Raw genomic sequence first — 14,936 nt, 5'->3', positions numbered from 1 at the left:
GAAGGTCCGCCGCATGGTGGCCGAGGCCGTGGAAGTAAATGACAGCGATCGGCCCCTCCTGGTCTTTGGAATGCACGCTCTTTGCGGCAGGCGGGAGGACCATTGCCGCCTCACGGCGGCCGGCTCCTTCCACGCGCAGTCAAATACAGACCAGAATGCCGCCTTCAGGTCGCTTCAAAACAAAACCGGGATCAGGCCAAGCCGGATGCTCCGCACATTCTTCGATATCGCCTGGCTCGGCGGGCACTTGATTCAAAGTGCGGCCATTGGAAAGCTCAAGCAGCCCCTTCAACGCGCGCTTGTCGGCGAACGCAGTCAGATTCAGGTCCATCCAAGCCGTTGCCAAGGGCATGGAATGTGCCCAGTTCAGGCGGCGATTGACCACGGCAACCGGCATCTGGTCCGTATAGCCAGGCGTACGGATCATTTCGTCATATATGCGCTGTGCAAGCAGGCGATCGAAGGCGTTCAACTGCAACTGATCGCTGTGCACCCGATGACCCACCGCTGTAAAGCTCAGCAGCAGGATCCCCCCGAGTCCCAGAACCAGCGCCCGCCCCAACCGGCCCTGCGCGAACCATCCCACCCAGTAGATGCCCATCGCACACGCAAGAACAACCCCTCCCAGCCACGCGCGGCGCAGGCCACCAAACCTTACCAACCGCGATCACGCCCATAGCGGCTGCCGGAACAAGCACCATCGCGATGACTGGCAAGACTGCACCCATGCGAGGGCGTACCAGAAGACGAAGCAGCAACAGCAGCCAGCCTGCCGCAACCATGCCCCAGAAAAGCCCTTTGGCTGCAGATCCGTACGTTACAAGCAGGGTACGCTGCCACAGAAATCCGCCTAGCGAGAGAATTTCCTGGGCACGCAGATAGAGCTTATCCAACGGAAGAAAACCGGCTCGGCCGACTTCACTGATGCCAAGAGTGGTCACCAACGACTTGTGGATACACAGGTACGCCGCCAAGGCACCAACCAGTACCAGAATGGCGTAAAACAGAGGACGGTACGCTACCCACTCATCACGCAACGCGCCCCCAGTCCGCAGATAGGTCTGGATGACACCCAGCAATATCATCAATGCTGCATAGTTGATCAGCAGCTGGTACATGGACAGCGCTGCCACCAGCATGATCCAGGCCAACAACCAGAACCGCGGCCGCGTCGCCACGATGAAGATCGCGGTGACGCCCATCGCACTGGCCAACAGCGCAGTGAATGATGCCTCGGAGAAGGTCAGGATTTCCGCCGAGTAGGGATGCAGCGTGACCATCAATGCGGCAAGACCTGTCGCACCGAGGCGGCGTTGCCGCCGGTCGGCAAAGGCTGCAAACATCAAAGGAGTGCTGAAAGCGAAAGCCACCAACCCTATGCCCTGCAACAGGGTCGCGAACGCCAAGGGATCAATCGCAAACGTGCCCAGCCGCTTGAAGACCAGGAACTGCCCGAACTGGCCTTGGCTGAAGAGCTGGTCGAGGTCGGCCATCCCTGCAGATAAGCATAGGAATCCGTTGACAGCCCTGGGGAAAGTACAAAGGGCAGCCGGGCCAGAACGGTCAGGCCAGCCACCACCAGGCAGGTCAGTACCAGCTGCCCCATCGCGGACGCCGGCAGCAAGCCTCGGAGCCGGGCATGCAGAGGACCACAGTCAATCATGTTCTCGGCTCCACCATCGGACAACGTAATGCATCAATACGTACTCGTGTTCCGTGGAGACAGCACCCAGACAAGATGGCGATCAACCATCAGCCACTGCGGGACTTCCACACGCTGATCAATCTCGCTCTGAATACGGGCGCAGAGCACATCGTCGCAGGGCCGGGTGTAGATCGACATATCCTTGAACAGGTAATTGCGCAGGGCTCGATTGCTGTGCAGCCAACCCATGGCTTGATTGCCATGTACGTCACCGAACAGGATCACATCGTCGAACCGTCCCGCATTGGCCGCCTGGACCCGTAAGATCTCCATTCCGGTGCTCTGCATGGCGGGGAAAACATGCCTGGTGCCGGAATAGGCCGATTGCCAGCCGAGCAGACCGGTATAGGCCAGCGGCAACGCAAGCAGCAGACCAGGCAGCAGAGCCCTGCGCTCGTACACCAAAAAGATGATTGGCACAGCGCAAAGCAGCCAGAGCCACACTGTTGAGCGCAAGGGTATCGATAAGCCAGAGATCACCGAAAGCGAGGCATCGATGCTCAGCAGCATTGCTGCTGACAGCAGCAATGCAAGGCATTGGCGGGTACGAATGCGCTGATGGATACATAGGGCAAACGCAACAGCAGCGGCAATAAGGGCGGGCCAAAGCGGCTTGACCGCCTGGAACCACGCCAGATAGCGCTCAATGTTTCCCTGCAGCGAACCGCCGTGCATCAGCGGCGTCGCTTCACGCCACGCTGCCGGCTTGATCGAGAACGTCCCGTGAAACACGTAGTTCAACGTGAAGACCAACAACACAGCGCAGGCAAACGCCAGCACATATATCAACGCCCCGAGCACGATGCTCCGATAACTGCCGTTGCATCGCGCCGCGTACATGAGCAGGAAAAGAGGGCCGAAGGAAGGATAGAAAAGGAATCCCGCGACGACCGCAACAGCCATCACGAGGCGCCTTCGCCCATCACTTTGCGCTCGCTGCATGGCCAGGCAACCTAGTACCGTCACGACGACGCCGGTGACCTGCGTCACCGGCCACTGCATGGTTTCTGCAGTCATTGGTGACAGAAATACCAGCAGTGCAGCCAACACACCTGACGACGGGGACACCACCCTTGCAATGGCAACGCACATCAGCGAAAACGCGACCAGATACAACCCAAACGCGGCCTGGATGCTGAGATTGGGGCTGAACTTGGACCACAGGAAGTTGCCCCACCGCCCTTCTGAACCGGCCTTGCTGAAAGGAGTCTCGAACCCCTGGTCGAAACCGGATAGCAGCCAGTCGAAATCATCGTGCGCGATGAACGGCGCGGTGAGCTGACCCAGGCTGTACATGCCCAGCAGTATCAGGGCGACATACAGCAGATAGCTGCGATCCAGGCGATCAAACCCGCTCTCACAAGCGCGGGCCAGCTGATTCAAATTCATACGTCGCATGATGTCCATCAGCTGCCCCGAATCCAGCAGCCGGGACTGCTGGCACAGGGCCAGTACGGGGCAGCCCGCCGTGCACCGGGCCATGATCGGCCCTATACTAACTGACTAGGTGAATTTTCCTCCACTTCGGGGTGGGTATGGCGACCAACGCGGCTATGGGCGACCCGTCAAGCCAGATCGATCTTTCGATCATTGTTCCGGCTTATCGCAGCGAGAAGACGCTGGCATCGCTCGTCGCGGCCATTGAAGCCGCCATCGGCGGGCGATACGCGCTGGAGTTGATCCTGGTCAATGACCGTAGCCCGGACCGTTCCTGGGCGGTCGCATCCGAGCTGGCCCGAACCCATTCATGGGTCCGGGCGGTGAATCTGCGCAAGAACGTCGGACAGCACATGGCGATCTTCGCTGGGCTCCGCGAGTGTCGTGGCCGGGTCATTGTTACAATGGACGACGACCTGCAGCATGCGCCGTCCGATATTCCGACCCTGGTGGACGCCCTGGATGCCGACCATGACGTCTGCTATGGCACGTTCACCGGACGCAAGCATGCTGCCTGGAAAATCCTCGGCAGCCGCTTCAACGATCTTGTGGCGACATGGCTGCTGGAGAAGCCCAAAGGGCTTTATCTGTCTCCGTTCAAAGCGTTCAAGCGTGGCGTTCGCGATGAGGTAGTGCAGTTCCGCGGCCCTGCCATTTACCTGGATGGCCTGATCCTGTCGGCCACCTCACGCATCACCACGCGAAGCGTGGGCCACCATGCCCGCGAAGACGGCACTTCAGGCTATAGCCTGAAGAAGTCGATCTCGCTGTGGTTGAAGATGGCCACCAGCTTCTCGGTCGCACCACTGCGGATGGCATCCCTGACGGGCATGGTCATTTCAGCCATTGGCTTCATCTTCGCTGCGTTCATCACCGTCCACAAGCTGCTCGATCCGAGCATTGCTGTGGGCTGGTCGTCGCTGATTGTGGCCATCCTGATCATGGGCGGCGTGCAACTGTTGGCACTGGGCGCCATCGGCGAGTACGTCGGTCGAATCCTGCTCAATTTCACCACACCCACACAGTACGCCATTGCCGAGCGCGTAAACCCGGCGCCGGACACGCAACAATGAAGTCGCACCAGGCCAAGCAACTGGCCGGGAAGCTTGTCCGCTTTGGCGCAGTGGGTGGTACCAGCACGTTGCTGTTCTCCGCGCTGACCTGGCTGCTGGTCAGCAAAGGCGGCATGCACCCGGTACTGGCTACCGTGGTGGCCTATCTGCTGCTGCTCCCGCCCAACTTCATCGCCCACAAGTATTTCACCTTTGCGTCCAAGGGACAGGTGTCCACGGAGTCGACACGATTCCTGCTGGTGCATGGCCTGAACATCGCGTTGTCGGCCGGGGGCATGGCAATCATCTCCCAGGCATCCCTGGACTATCGCTGGGGCATCCTGTTCTCGGCCATCGCGGTGCCGATCATCGTCTTTGTGGTAATGAACGCCTGGGTCTTCCGCGCTGCACCCCGGCACTGAAGCCGGAAGCACAGGGCTTTTTCCCACCGTGCTGCTCTAGCGGAGCGCGGGGCTTTCAGAGAGGGCCTGCTGCCAGCGCCAGGCATCAGCGCAGATGTCCTGGAGGTCCTTCTGCGCGCGCCAACCCAGCACTCGATTGGCCAAAGAGGGGTCGGCCCAGCACTCGCCGATGTCACCAGCGCGACGATCCTGTAGGCGATATGGGATTGGACGGCCGACCACCGCCGAGAAGGCTTCAATCAGCTCCAGCACCGAGTAGCCACGACCGGTTCCCAGATTCAACGTCAGTTCGCGCTCACCGCCTGTAGCGAGGGCATCGAGTGCCGCAACATGCGCCTTGGCAAGATCCACCACGTGAATGTAGTCGCGCACCCCGGTTCCATCGGGCGTTGCGTAGTCGGCGCCGAACACACGGATGTAATCGCGTTGCCCCGCAGCGGTCTGGGTGATGTAGGGAGCAAGATTGTTCGGCACTCCCCGCGGCAGTTCGCCAATCAGCCCACTGGAATGCGCGCCGACAGGATTGAAGTAGCGAAGAATCGCCGCGTTCAGGGAAGCACCCGGCGCATGCACGCAATCACGTATCAGCCATTCCCCGATCAGTTTGGTGCGCCCGTAGGGGTTGCCGGGCCCAACGGGTGCTCCTTCGGCGACCGGGCATGTTTCCGGCTGACCATAGACCGTCGCCGAAGAGCTGAACACGATGTGGCGGCTCCCCACCGCCTGCATGGCCTCCAACAGGCAGGTGGTTCCCGCAACATTGACATCGTAGTACCTGGCCGGCTGCTCCGTGCTTTCCGAGACCGACTTCAAGGCAGCGAAGTGAATGACCGCGTCGGGCCGGAAACGCTGCATGCTCGCCGCGAGGGCCTCGCTGTCCCTGATGTCCAGCTCATCCAATGCAAGTCGCTGCCCGGTGATACGCTCGATGCGATCAACGATCCACCGCTCGCTGTTGCAGAAGTTCTCGATCACCTGCACCTGGTGACCTGCAGCCAGCAGCTCCACAACTGTATGCGATCCGACAAAGCCGGCGCCGCCCGTAACCAGAACCTTCATTCTTGAGTGCCATCCGTCTGTGACTTGTGCTGCGCCGCCGTATCCGGAGTCAGATATCCATCCAGCTCGCGCAATCGCTGGCGGAAATCAGACCAACCGCGATCGCGTCGCAAGGATTCAACCTGCCGCTTGACCCGCGCGTTGCGCAGTGCGGCCGATGCACGTAACCGGCCCAGCTCCTGCACGAAACCATCCACATCATCTGCAACGGCGACCATATCCTGGGTAGCCAGGAAGTCGACAATGCCGCCTACCGCAGCTGCACAGATCGGCAAGCGCGCCGCAGCCACATCGAACAGGATCGTCGGAGTGCCTTCCCATGCAGTGGTATGCAGGTAAGCAAAGTGCTCGCTGCTGGCCACAGCTTCCAGTCGATTGAACTCACCATGCAATGTGACGTTGGTCAACGAGCGCAGCCGTTGAAGGTCCTGCCCAGCAGCACCAGACATCACTTGGGCACCGTACACGTCGAACTGTACATCGGGCATCTGTGCCGCGATGGCGGCCAGCAGGTCCGGCCGCTTCTGCCGGTCCAGGCGCCCCGCCCAAAGAACGCGCGCGGCGGAATCCGCAGACAGCGCCACGTCGGCCGCTTCCGGAAGGGTACCGTCATAGGGGAAAGGGACCACCGTGAACAACGAAGCGGGGATACCCAGTTCGCGCGTCCAGATCCTTGGATAGCAGGAATTGTCACAGATCACTGCAGACAGGTAGGGATAGCAATAGCGGAGATAATCTCGCGCATACCCGACCGGGTTCATCCGCTGGTCGTAGTCATCACAGAAGATGGACGCGTAGATCCGGCTGTGCTGGGTAAGCGCCAGCCCGTGGCGAAGGATCATTTCCCAGCCGACCCGGGAGTTCACCAGATGCACCAGCGGCGAACGCAGCTGCACAAGCACGCGCGTCATCACTGCCACTTGCTGGTTGAAGTCGAGCGACGCACACAACCCGCCAAAGTCTACGTGGGTAGCTTGAGGTGGGAGGCGTGATGCCCACGGTGACGTTGCTTTCTCCGTCGACAGCACCAGGATCCGCGCCTTGGCGTTGCTTTCCACGATGGCATTGCAGTGGTAGAGGATCCCCCGGTCCGCGCCCCCCTGCTTCAGCCAGGGAATCAGCAGGACGTGACTGTAGGGCAGCGAGCCGATGGCCTGGGAGATGGCATCGAAGACGCGACCAGGAGCCACATCCATTGGCACTGCATAGAACGCGTAGCGATCCACGCCCGCCCCCGGCGGTAGCAGTTCAGGCTCCAGTGCCGCGAGCGTAAGCATTTCTTCCTGCAGCCATGCAGGCATGGCCGGTGCAGACGCGCCATGGTTGCCGGCTTGTTCCAAGCCGTCCGGCCCGAACAGCAACGCGTAAAGGCGCCGCACCCAATGAGCGACACGGCGCGTGTAGCGGTTTCGCACCCAGCGGCTGTGGGTCATGCGCTCAAGCATGGTCCCGCCCTTGGCCGCGATCGCGCCCCAACGCGAACAGCGATGTCATTGGGACGACGGTCTTCATCGCATGGCTGGCTTCGTTGAGCGATCCATGCCACTTGCGCCGATAGAAGTACGCCGCGCCCCAAGCGAGCCGGTGCACGACGCCACGCGCGATGGTTTCCGAGTTCCAGTACCAGTCTTCATAGCCAAATCCGGTCTGCCGTGGATAACAGGCCACATATGGGATTTCCTCGTAAAGCGCGCGCGTGGAGAATGCCGCGCTGATCCACGGATTGACGCTGAGCAGGGCGTGCTCGTCGTAATAGGGGCCCGTCTGGTCGACCTGCCAGTTGAACGCGCTGTACATGCCAAAGCTCAGCACCATTTCCGGGTGCAGCACGAACCGTCCATCCAGCTGCGCGGCTTCCTTCAGGTGCATAAGGAAGTAGCGGGTCGAAATCAGATCATCGCCATCCAGTGTGCAGATGTAGTCAGCGCAGCTGGCAGCCACGCCCGCATTCCGCGCCAATGCCAGATCACCAACCTGGGTTTCGACAACGGTCTCGCTGCCATCCAGGTCCGGATGATTGACCACAAACGCACGCGTCTGCGCATCTGCCCGATCCAGCACCAGCACCAGTTGCACCTCCACCCCCTGCTGGCGGGCGATATTGCGCGACAGCGCGTAGGAGCGCAACGTGGTATGCGCAAGTATCCCTTCTCCATGGAAGGTGACAATGGCACTCAGTGCCGGCACGTTCATACGCCACTCCTGTGGCTCGGCCACATCGCAGTGCACCGTTTACTACTGCAGCTCATTCTGCACCACCAGATTGTCATGGGTTACCACCGGGGCCGGAGCCAGCCGCTGGCGTTTCGCTGATCATACTTGCGGCCTGGAAGACTGAGTGAATACGTCAACCATTGACGGCACCGGCATAGTACTTCCCAATCAGCGCCCGCATGTATCCGGGGCCCAGGCGGACACCGCATGCCCGAGCCGCACGTTCGCAATCCGCTGTTTCAATCGGGAACGCTACGCCTTGGTCCAGAACCCGGCAATTGCCCTGCCGCCCCAGAACGTCCTCCATGCAACGCACGATCGCCAGCATGTTGGTGGAGCAGACATCGGCCAGCGACATCATCGGTGGGTACTGGTCCCGATGGCGCAGCACGTGGGTGCCAAGTGTCGCCACGTCCTGGATGTCGATCAGATTACGTTCCGCCCGAGCCCACACGTCGAAGGGTTCGCCCGAAAGTATCCTCGAACACAGAAAATTGGTCAGGGTGTGCGGATTGCCGCCCGCCCCCACCACCTGCGGGAGGCGGAACACCTGGCCACGCACGTCGGCGAGGATGCGAGCCTCCATTGCCGCCTTGTGCTGTAGATACGGGGTCTGCCGTTCCGACGGGTTGCCGACCGCGCAGCTGCCGAAATAGACAATCCGCCGCAACTGCTTGCTTGCAAGCACCTCGTCGAGCATGCGCTCTTCGCGCGCAAATGCGGCGCGCTCTGTTTCGGCCGAGTTCGACACGCCGGCAGCGACGATCATCGTCGTCTCATCCTGCAGCCAGTCGTCCACGAAGGCCGTGGCAACCAATCCACGTCCAATAATCACGATGAGCGTCCTTTTTTATGGGTCAACGTCGCCGGTGACCCCGGAAGATAGTAGGGAACCTCACGCAGCACGCCGGCAAAGTCGCCCCAGCCACGCCCCACCGCCAATGCGGCGTACTGCTGCTCCCGGCGGTTTCGGCGAAGCGCCGGACTATCGATGAGTTGCTGCAACTGCTCCACATACGCCGCAACGTCATCCGATGCGTCCACCAGGATGGAACGATCGATCAGGTCCACGATGCCGCCCACGGCAGGGGCAACAATGGGCAAACCGGCAGCACTGGCGTCCAGCAGTATCGTCGGCACCCCTTCCCAGGAGGAGGTGAACAGGTAGGCCGCATGGGCCTTCCCTGCAATGTCTTCGAACCGCGAAAATGAACCATGCAGTTTCACATTCGGCAGACTCTGTAGTTCACTGATCGCCGGATGCACGCGGCCCAACTCGGATACACCGTACACATCGAAGGGCACTGACGGCATCGTACGCGCAATGGCCAGCAGGACATCCGGACGCTTCTGTCGATCAAAACGCCCCGCCCACAGGATCCGAGGAGCGCCGTCGATCCCAAAATCATCATCCTTGCGGACAACCGTGCGGTCATAGGGAAAACGAAGGACCGTGAACAATTGACGCGGTACACCGAGTTCCCGCACCCACAGGTCCGGGAATACGTCGTTGTCGCAGAACACCCCCGCAAGGTGCGTACGGCACTCACGCAGATAGCTGCGTGCGTAGCCGACGGGCACGCCATCGTTGTTACGGTCATCGCAGAAAAGCGAGGCGAATAGCCGCGATGCTTGGCGCAATGCCAATCCATGCAGCCTGAAGGATTCCCAGGCAACGCGGGAATTGATGACATGGATGACCTTCGGCTGCATCTGCACCAGCAGCCGGGTCAACAACTGCACCCTGCCCGGCATTCCCATCGGCCCCAGCATCCGCCCGAAATGCAACACCCTGATACCGGCAGGAATGCGATCCAGCCAAGGCGAATCGATGTCTTCGGTCAGGATCACCAGAGCATTGGCCGCCGGCATTGACTCGACCCACGCCTTCAGGTGATACAAAGCTCCGCGGTCAGCACCACCCCGCACAAGCCACGGCACGATCAGCACGTGCGTGGCGCGACGTGCGCCCACGGCTGCAGCCAGCTCGTGATACAACGCTCCTGCCCGGGTATCGACGGGGACGCCATAGTGCCTGTAGTGGACACCGTAACCTTCCGGTCCAAGCAGCTCTGGCTCGAAGTGCGCCAGCGCGTTGATCTCACCATCCAGCCACGCGGGCATCTCACGGCGCGGATGACTGATGCGTTTACCCGTGCTCTCCAGCCGCCTGCCCACCCCGCCCAGGATGCGTCCCAGTTCAGCGCGCGGATCACGCAGAAGCTGTCGAAGGCTCACGCGACGCAGCAAAGCCAGCAACCGCCCGATCATGCATCCTCCCAACGACCGAAAAGGTCGCTTGGCGGCATGACGACCTGCAGCTCACTGCTGGTCGCGTTGACCGAGCCACTCTGCTTCAACCGATAGAAGTAGGCTGTCTCCGGCACGGTCACGTGCCGGAAGCCCGCGGCCACGGACTGGCAACTCCAGTGCCAATCCTCATAGCCAAAACCGGTCTGTTTCGGGCGACACCCGACATAAGGAACCTCAGCAAACACATCGCGTCGTGCGAACACCGCACTGACCCATGGGTTCTCGGAGATCAGCATGTCGGCGGAAAAGTACATGGAGTCCTGGTCCAGCTGCCAGCTGAAGAAGTTGTCCCTACCGAAGCTGACGACCACTTCCGGATGCAGGATCGTTCGCTCAGGCAGGCCGACCGCAAAGGCCATGTGACGTCGGAAGTACTCGCGGCTGATCAGGTCATCACCATCCAACGTGCAAGCATGAATACCGCGCGCGCGCGCCAGGCCGAGATTCCGGGCGAGTGCAGCATCCCCCACGGCAGCCTCGATGATGAGCTCATCGCCCTCCAGATCGGGATGGTTGCGTACGATCGCCGTGGTCTCTGTATCTGCATTGTCCAGTACAAGCACGACTTCCACGTCGATCCCCGCCTGGCGGGCGTCCGCACGCGACTTCAGATAGCTGCACAGTGCCGCGTGGGCAAACAGGCCCTCCTTGTGGAAGGTGACTACAACACTCAGGCCCGGTGCCATGGGCTCACCTCCGCCGGAGCAGCGAGGTCAGCGCACTCAGCATCACTCGCACCATGCGCTTCATCGGCAAGCGTTCCAGTGCCTCGGCCAGCCGGGACATCTCCGCCGCAAGCGATTCGGCCGGTAGGCACGGCTGCGGCGCGTTCCCCATGACCACGCCGGTCGCTGCCGCCAGCGTGCGTGCGGACGCCTCCAAGCGTGCATGCACCGCCTGCTGCCGGGCGTAGAGATCCAACAGGTCCGCGTTCTCCGCCTGGGCCTGGCGAAGCTCACCCTGCAATGCCGATTGCCTGGCCTCCGCGTGCTGGTGCGCCAGGTGGAAGGCCGCACGAATACCTGCAATCTCCTTGTCCAGGAGATTCTTCTGCAACCGGGCTGCCTCGATCACCTGCCGTGATTGCTCCAGTGCCGCCGTCAACTGATGATACTGGCCATCCAGCCAATCCTTCGAATCCTGCAATTGCTCCAGCCACAGCTTGGAGTGTTGCAGCTGGCTGCGGAGCTCGTGCAACTGCGTCCGCCAGGAACGGTTGCTCCATTGCCAGGCAAGGCCGGGCCGCAGCGGGACTTCAGCTGTCAAGCGCAGCGCCGATGCGAGGCAGCCCGCCTCGTCCATGACTGCCGCAAGTTCCGGAAGCGCAAATGTTTCAGGCGCATCGGCATTGCCGACCACCTCTCTCCAAAGAGATTGAGCAGACAACCGACGCGCCTCATCCAGCCCGCGCGCCCATGCCTCGCGAGCGGCCGCCACATCGCCCTGGCCGAATCGTATCCAGCCCAGGCGCACAGCCGCAGCAGTGGTTTTGGTTCCCAGCAATGGGCTGAATTGCAGTACATCGAATGCGAGGACGCGCGTGTAGCAGTCTGCTGCCAATGACAGCTCGCCATCTGCTTGATGGAGGAGCGCAGCGGCGAAGGCCAGTGAGACCTGCCAGCGCAACACTGTCGGGTTGGCAACGGGCAGGTCCATGTAGCGCTTGGCAGCAGCAAGCAACGCATCTCGCCTGTCGCCACCCGATGCGGTGGTGTCATACAGAAGCACGCAGAGCGCAGCACCATAGTCGGCAGACGTATCAGGGCACTCGCGGAGCACCCTGTCAGCCAGCTGCCTGCGCAGGCCTGCAGATTCCAGGCGGAGCCCCATTGCGACGATCAGGCGGACCAGGCTCGCATCGAGGTAGTCACGCTGGAATGCGATGATGTTCGGCGCCTGCAAGGAGGCATCGCGAATGACGCCATGTCCATTGATCTTGACCGCCATCAACACCAGCGCGTCCGCCGTTGCGGTAATGGTTGGATCCAGGAGCAGGTGATCGTCAGCATCGCGCGGAACTTCCACGAACTGGGATAGACCTGCCGGATGATTCAGACCTTGCCACCATGCACGATCGATGGCGAGGCCCTGTTGTTCCATCGCGTCCATCAGCGCACGAGCTTGGGCGCTGCGTCCATCGTGAAGCGGGATTGCCACGACCAGGCGGCCACTACGTGCCAACACCGCCTGCACGTGCTGTAACCAAACACTCAAGTCCGAATGCTCGTGACCCAAGCTGGTGATCACCACATCGACCGGCTGTGCGTTCTGTCGCCATGCCGAAGGCTCCAGCCATTCCACGCCTGGTTCCAGTTCCAGCTCCAGTGCAGGCTCCATGACCACGCCGAGCCAGCGACAGCGTGAATGCTGCTGCACGATGCGCCAGAGGCCGCGATCGCCGGCGTCCGTCGCGATCACCGCATCACCAGGCCGCACCAGTGCGGCGGCCAAGCCATGGTAGCTGGCCTGAAGGTCGACGCTTGGCTGCAAGGAATGCACGCCTTCCCGGCTGAGGGCCAGGACCGCTGCACCAGCAGGTGCACCTTCCAGTGCATAGGTGGCCGGGTGCATCTGCCAACCCTGTGCGACCGCCTGCTTGACCCAGCCGGACAGCTCCTGCGAGCACTCTGCCGGACCAATCAGCACCATCGAATCCAGCGTACAGTCAAGGGCGGACGAGCGTTCGACCGCATCACCTGCCCAAGCGATACCCAAGCTTCGACCAGGCAAACTAGAAGCTCCTTGTGCATCTTCCACGACGTTGCAGCCCGCGGCACGCAGCGGAGCCGCAATCGCAGCCAGTTCCTGTCCTCGCAGGCAGACTCGGCTGGGGCCGACCGCTCGCAGGCAGTATCCGGCCAGATCTTCTGCCAGTTGGGCATCCAACGTGGCAGCGGCAACGCATGGAGAGGAGTCACTCATCGTCGCGGTTATCCGTTGCCACCGGCGTGCGATGCGGCGTCGGTGGACAGTCGTCGAACCTCGGCCGACAACGCATGATACTGCGTATCCAGCCATTGCCGGGCGGCTTCAAGTTCCGCAGTGTACTTCTCAAGCTCGTTGATGCGCTGCATGTGCTCGTGGTACTTGCCGTCCAGCCACTGCTTGGCATCCATCAACTGGCGCACCTCACGGGACCCCAGATTGATCTGTTCGGCTCCATCGCCGGGACCCGAAGTAATCGCTCGGTCATCTTCGTCCGATGGCAGGACAGTCGATGTACCGAGCAATTCCGCCATGACCAGCGGATGCGACTCAAGCAACCTCTGCAATGCACCCGGGCTCGCCGGAGTATCGTCGGTCATACGTTCGGAGGCGAGGTGCAATAGCCCCGCCGCTCTAGCGTCATCGGCACCAGAGGCCAGCGCTTCGCGAGCAGCTGTCCGCACGTGTTGCCAATGGACTCGAGCCTGCTCGTCATTCCCATCGACCACGTTCAGAATCGCAGACAGTGCGTGGGACGCCCCCCGCAACAACGCATCTTCGCCACCGTGCATTGCATCGAGCCGGTCCAGTGCATCGCCACGGCGACCCTCTGCAATCAGGACCTGAATTTCCTGCAAAGGACAGGAGACACCTTCGGAGAAAGCACCCGCCTTGCGCGCCAACACCAGCAACCATTCGCCATCGCACACGGGACCCTGGAGAGGGTCGATCTCCAGCATCGAGCGCGCAACAAGGTGGCGTTTCTGACCACCACCGGCATCCTGCAGCCACGCCTTCTCGATCTCGAAACCATTGCGTTCGAACTGCGCCACCAGCCGCGGCCAGTCATAAACATGGAAGTGGAACGGGTTGGGATCTTCGCCGGTCTCGTCCGACCAGTCATTGGGTACGCTGGCGTACACGCGCCCACGTGCAGACAACACTCGGTGCAGCTCGGACAACAACCGATCCGGCTCCGGCAGATGCTCCAGGGTTTCCACGGATACCGCGAAATCAGCAGACCCGTCGGCCATTTCGGTCAGATCCTGTGCATCCCCCACCACGAACGTAGTTGGCACAGGCGAAACCGGTGCGAAATTGGCGTTGGCATAGTCCACCGCATACTCGCTGGCATCAAGGCCGATGAACGAGGCGGCATGACTGTTGTGCGCCAACTGATAGGAGCCGTAGCCCAGTCCACAGGCCACGTCGACAACCCGGTCCCCGGGGCGGATGAACTGTGCTGCCTGCGCGTACCGCGTCATGTGCGCGTCAGACCGGCGCCCGGGTTCACGCGTCATGTCGGTGTGCAGATCCCGTTCTTCTTCGAGCGCCTTCAGCGGGTAGACCGCCGAAGCAGCAGCAGGCACACGTTCGAAGGCGATCATCAGCAAGCCGGTGACTCGATCCAGCTCACCATAAGGCGCCACCCGCTCATTGAGTGGATGCTTCCGCCACTCCGCCTTGATGATTGCCGCTTCCCAGGCAGCACGACTGGAAGTGGAGGCAGCATCACCCACAATCACCAGGCAAACCGGTCCTGCGATGTCCGACAGCAGTGCTGAAATTCTCTCGCTCGCGTGGCCCACATCCCCCTGCTCAAGCACGATGACGCCCGACGCGGCGCCGTGACCGCCATCCTGCAGCGTCATGCCAGTCTGGCGAAGCCCCTGCAACAACGCCGAAGGTACGTCGCCGCGCAGTGCTACCGCGCCTGCAGGCAACCAGGAACGCAGCCGCTCAACTGCGACCCGCGCCGCAGCAGGCGTAAGGGCAGTGTTCGAAAGGGATGGGGTCATATCCATTGCA

General features: G+C 61.5%; 13 protein-coding genes. 2 read left to right on the top strand and 11 right to left on the bottom strand.

All coding sequences use genetic code 11. The features are described from left to right. Nucleotides 1-139 precede the first annotated feature (139 nt). The 3 genes from V3B46_RS18235 to V3B46_RS18225 all read right to left on the bottom strand — a co-directional run bounded on the left by V3B46_RS18235 (nt 140) and on the right by V3B46_RS18225 (nt 3,112). A complete protein-coding gene (locus V3B46_RS18235) occupies nt 140-427 on the bottom strand; it encodes a hypothetical protein (protein ID WP_329892549.1) in 288 nt (95 codons plus the stop codon). A gap of 4 nt (nt 428-431) precedes the next feature. Further along, a complete protein-coding gene (locus V3B46_RS18230) occupies nt 432-1,493 on the bottom strand; it encodes a glucosyltransferase domain-containing protein (RefSeq protein WP_329892548.1) in 1,062 nt (353 codons plus the stop codon). A 203-nt stretch (nt 1,494-1,696) separates the two neighbouring features. Continuing rightward, nucleotides 1,697-3,112: a hypothetical protein gene (locus V3B46_RS18225; RefSeq protein ID WP_329892547.1), complete on the bottom strand. Its 1,416-nt coding sequence runs from the start codon at nt 3,110-3,112 to the stop codon at nt 1,697-1,699. A 128-nt stretch (nt 3,113-3,240) separates the two neighbouring features. Here V3B46_RS18225 and V3B46_RS18220 point away from each other — a divergent pair, with 128 nt between their 5' ends. Both V3B46_RS18220 and V3B46_RS18215 read left to right on the top strand, forming a co-directional pair. Further along, nucleotides 3,241-4,215, top strand: coding sequence for a glycosyltransferase family 2 protein (locus tag V3B46_RS18220; protein ID WP_229301161.1), 975 nt, complete (start codon nt 3,241-3,243; stop codon nt 4,213-4,215). Further along, entirely contained in the window at nt 4,212-4,616 is a 405-nt protein-coding gene (locus V3B46_RS18215; RefSeq protein ID WP_107432738.1) for a GtrA family protein, read from the top strand. Before V3B46_RS18220 ends, V3B46_RS18215 begins: the two co-directional genes overlap by 4 nt. Nucleotides 4,617-4,652: 36 nt before the next feature. Here V3B46_RS18215 and galE read toward each other — a convergent pair whose 3' ends face one another. The 8 genes from galE to V3B46_RS18175 all read right to left on the bottom strand — a co-directional run bounded on the left by galE (nt 4,653) and on the right by V3B46_RS18175 (nt 14,932). Further along, nucleotides 4,653-5,675 carry a UDP-glucose 4-epimerase GalE gene (gene galE / locus V3B46_RS18210; protein WP_154262214.1) on the bottom strand — a complete coding sequence of 341 codons (1,023 nt, stop codon included), beginning with the start codon at nt 5,673-5,675 and terminating at the stop codon, nt 4,653-4,655. Beyond that, the gene (locus tag V3B46_RS18205) at nt 5,672-7,108 is read right to left on the bottom strand and encodes a glycosyltransferase (protein WP_329892546.1); all 1,437 of its coding nucleotides are present in this window, start codon (nt 7,106-7,108) and stop codon (nt 5,672-5,674) included. Before V3B46_RS18205 ends, galE begins: the two co-directional genes overlap by 4 nt. A gap of 4 nt (nt 7,109-7,112) precedes the next feature. After that, nucleotides 7,113-7,892: a glycosyltransferase family A protein gene (locus V3B46_RS18200; RefSeq protein ID WP_164171462.1), complete on the bottom strand. Its 780-nt coding sequence runs from the start codon at nt 7,890-7,892 to the stop codon at nt 7,113-7,115. 130 nt (nt 7,893-8,022) lie between these two features. Continuing rightward, nucleotides 8,023-8,724 carry an NAD-dependent epimerase/dehydratase family protein gene (locus V3B46_RS18195; RefSeq protein ID WP_329892545.1) on the bottom strand — a complete coding sequence of 234 codons (702 nt, stop codon included), beginning with the start codon at nt 8,722-8,724 and terminating at the stop codon, nt 8,023-8,025. Then, complete coding sequence (locus V3B46_RS18190; protein WP_154262211.1) at nt 8,721-10,160, bottom strand: glycosyltransferase family 4 protein; 1,440 nt, start codon at nt 10,158-10,160, stop codon at nt 8,721-8,723. Before V3B46_RS18190 ends, V3B46_RS18195 begins: the two co-directional genes overlap by 4 nt. Next, entirely contained in the window at nt 10,157-10,888 is a 732-nt protein-coding gene (locus V3B46_RS18185; protein WP_154262210.1) for a glycosyltransferase family A protein, read from the bottom strand. Before V3B46_RS18185 ends, V3B46_RS18190 begins: the two co-directional genes overlap by 4 nt. 4 nt (nt 10,889-10,892) lie before the next feature. Then, nucleotides 10,893-13,124 carry a hypothetical protein gene (locus tag V3B46_RS18180; protein ID WP_329892544.1) on the bottom strand — a complete coding sequence of 744 codons (2,232 nt, stop codon included), beginning with the start codon at nt 13,122-13,124 and terminating at the stop codon, nt 10,893-10,895. A gap of 8 nt (nt 13,125-13,132) precedes the next feature. Beyond that, nucleotides 13,133-14,932 carry a class I SAM-dependent methyltransferase gene (locus V3B46_RS18175; RefSeq protein ID WP_329892543.1) on the bottom strand — a complete coding sequence of 600 codons (1,800 nt, stop codon included), beginning with the start codon at nt 14,930-14,932 and terminating at the stop codon, nt 13,133-13,135. Nucleotides 14,933-14,936: the final 4 nt, after the last annotated feature.

It is taken from the genome of Stenotrophomonas sp. SMYL11 (genome assembly GCF_036320005.1).
In the GTDB taxonomy this organism is placed as follows: Bacteria; Pseudomonadota; Gammaproteobacteria; order Xanthomonadales; family Xanthomonadaceae; genus Stenotrophomonas; species Stenotrophomonas maltophilia_A.
This window is presented reverse-complemented; position numbering and strand designations above follow the sequence as displayed.

Excerpts from the sequence above, each read along its gene's own strand:
- V3B46_RS18235 (WP_329892549.1), bottom strand. The coding sequence starts at position 427 with ATGATCCGTACGCCTGGCTATACGGACCAGATGCCGGTTGCCGTGGTC.
- V3B46_RS18230 (WP_329892548.1), bottom strand. The coding sequence starts at position 1,493 with ATGGCCGACCTCGACCAGCTCTTCAGCCAAGGCCAGTTCGGGCAGTTC.
- V3B46_RS18225 (WP_329892547.1), bottom strand. The coding sequence starts at position 3,112 with ATGGACATCATGCGACGTATGAATTTGAATCAGCTGGCCCGCGCTTGT.
- V3B46_RS18220 (WP_229301161.1), top strand. The coding sequence starts at position 3,241 with ATGGCGACCAACGCGGCTATGGGCGACCCGTCAAGCCAGATCGATCTT.
- V3B46_RS18215 (WP_107432738.1), top strand. The coding sequence starts at position 4,212 with ATGAAGTCGCACCAGGCCAAGCAACTGGCCGGGAAGCTTGTCCGCTTT.
- galE (WP_154262214.1), bottom strand. The coding sequence starts at position 5,675 with ATGAAGGTTCTGGTTACGGGCGGCGCCGGCTTTGTCGGATCGCATACA.
- V3B46_RS18205 (WP_329892546.1), bottom strand. The coding sequence starts at position 7,108 with ATGACCCACAGCCGCTGGGTGCGAAACCGCTACACGCGCCGTGTCGCT.
- V3B46_RS18190 (WP_154262211.1), bottom strand. The coding sequence starts at position 10,160 with ATGATCGGGCGGTTGCTGGCTTTGCTGCGTCGCGTGAGCCTTCGACAG.
- V3B46_RS18185 (WP_154262210.1), bottom strand. The coding sequence starts at position 10,888 with ATGGCACCGGGCCTGAGTGTTGTAGTCACCTTCCACAAGGAGGGCCTG.
- V3B46_RS18180 (WP_329892544.1), bottom strand. The coding sequence starts at position 13,124 with ATGAGTGACTCCTCTCCATGCGTTGCCGCTGCCACGTTGGATGCCCAA.
- V3B46_RS18175 (WP_329892543.1), bottom strand. The coding sequence starts at position 14,932 with ATGGATATGACCCCATCCCTTTCGAACACTGCCCTTACGCCTGCTGCG.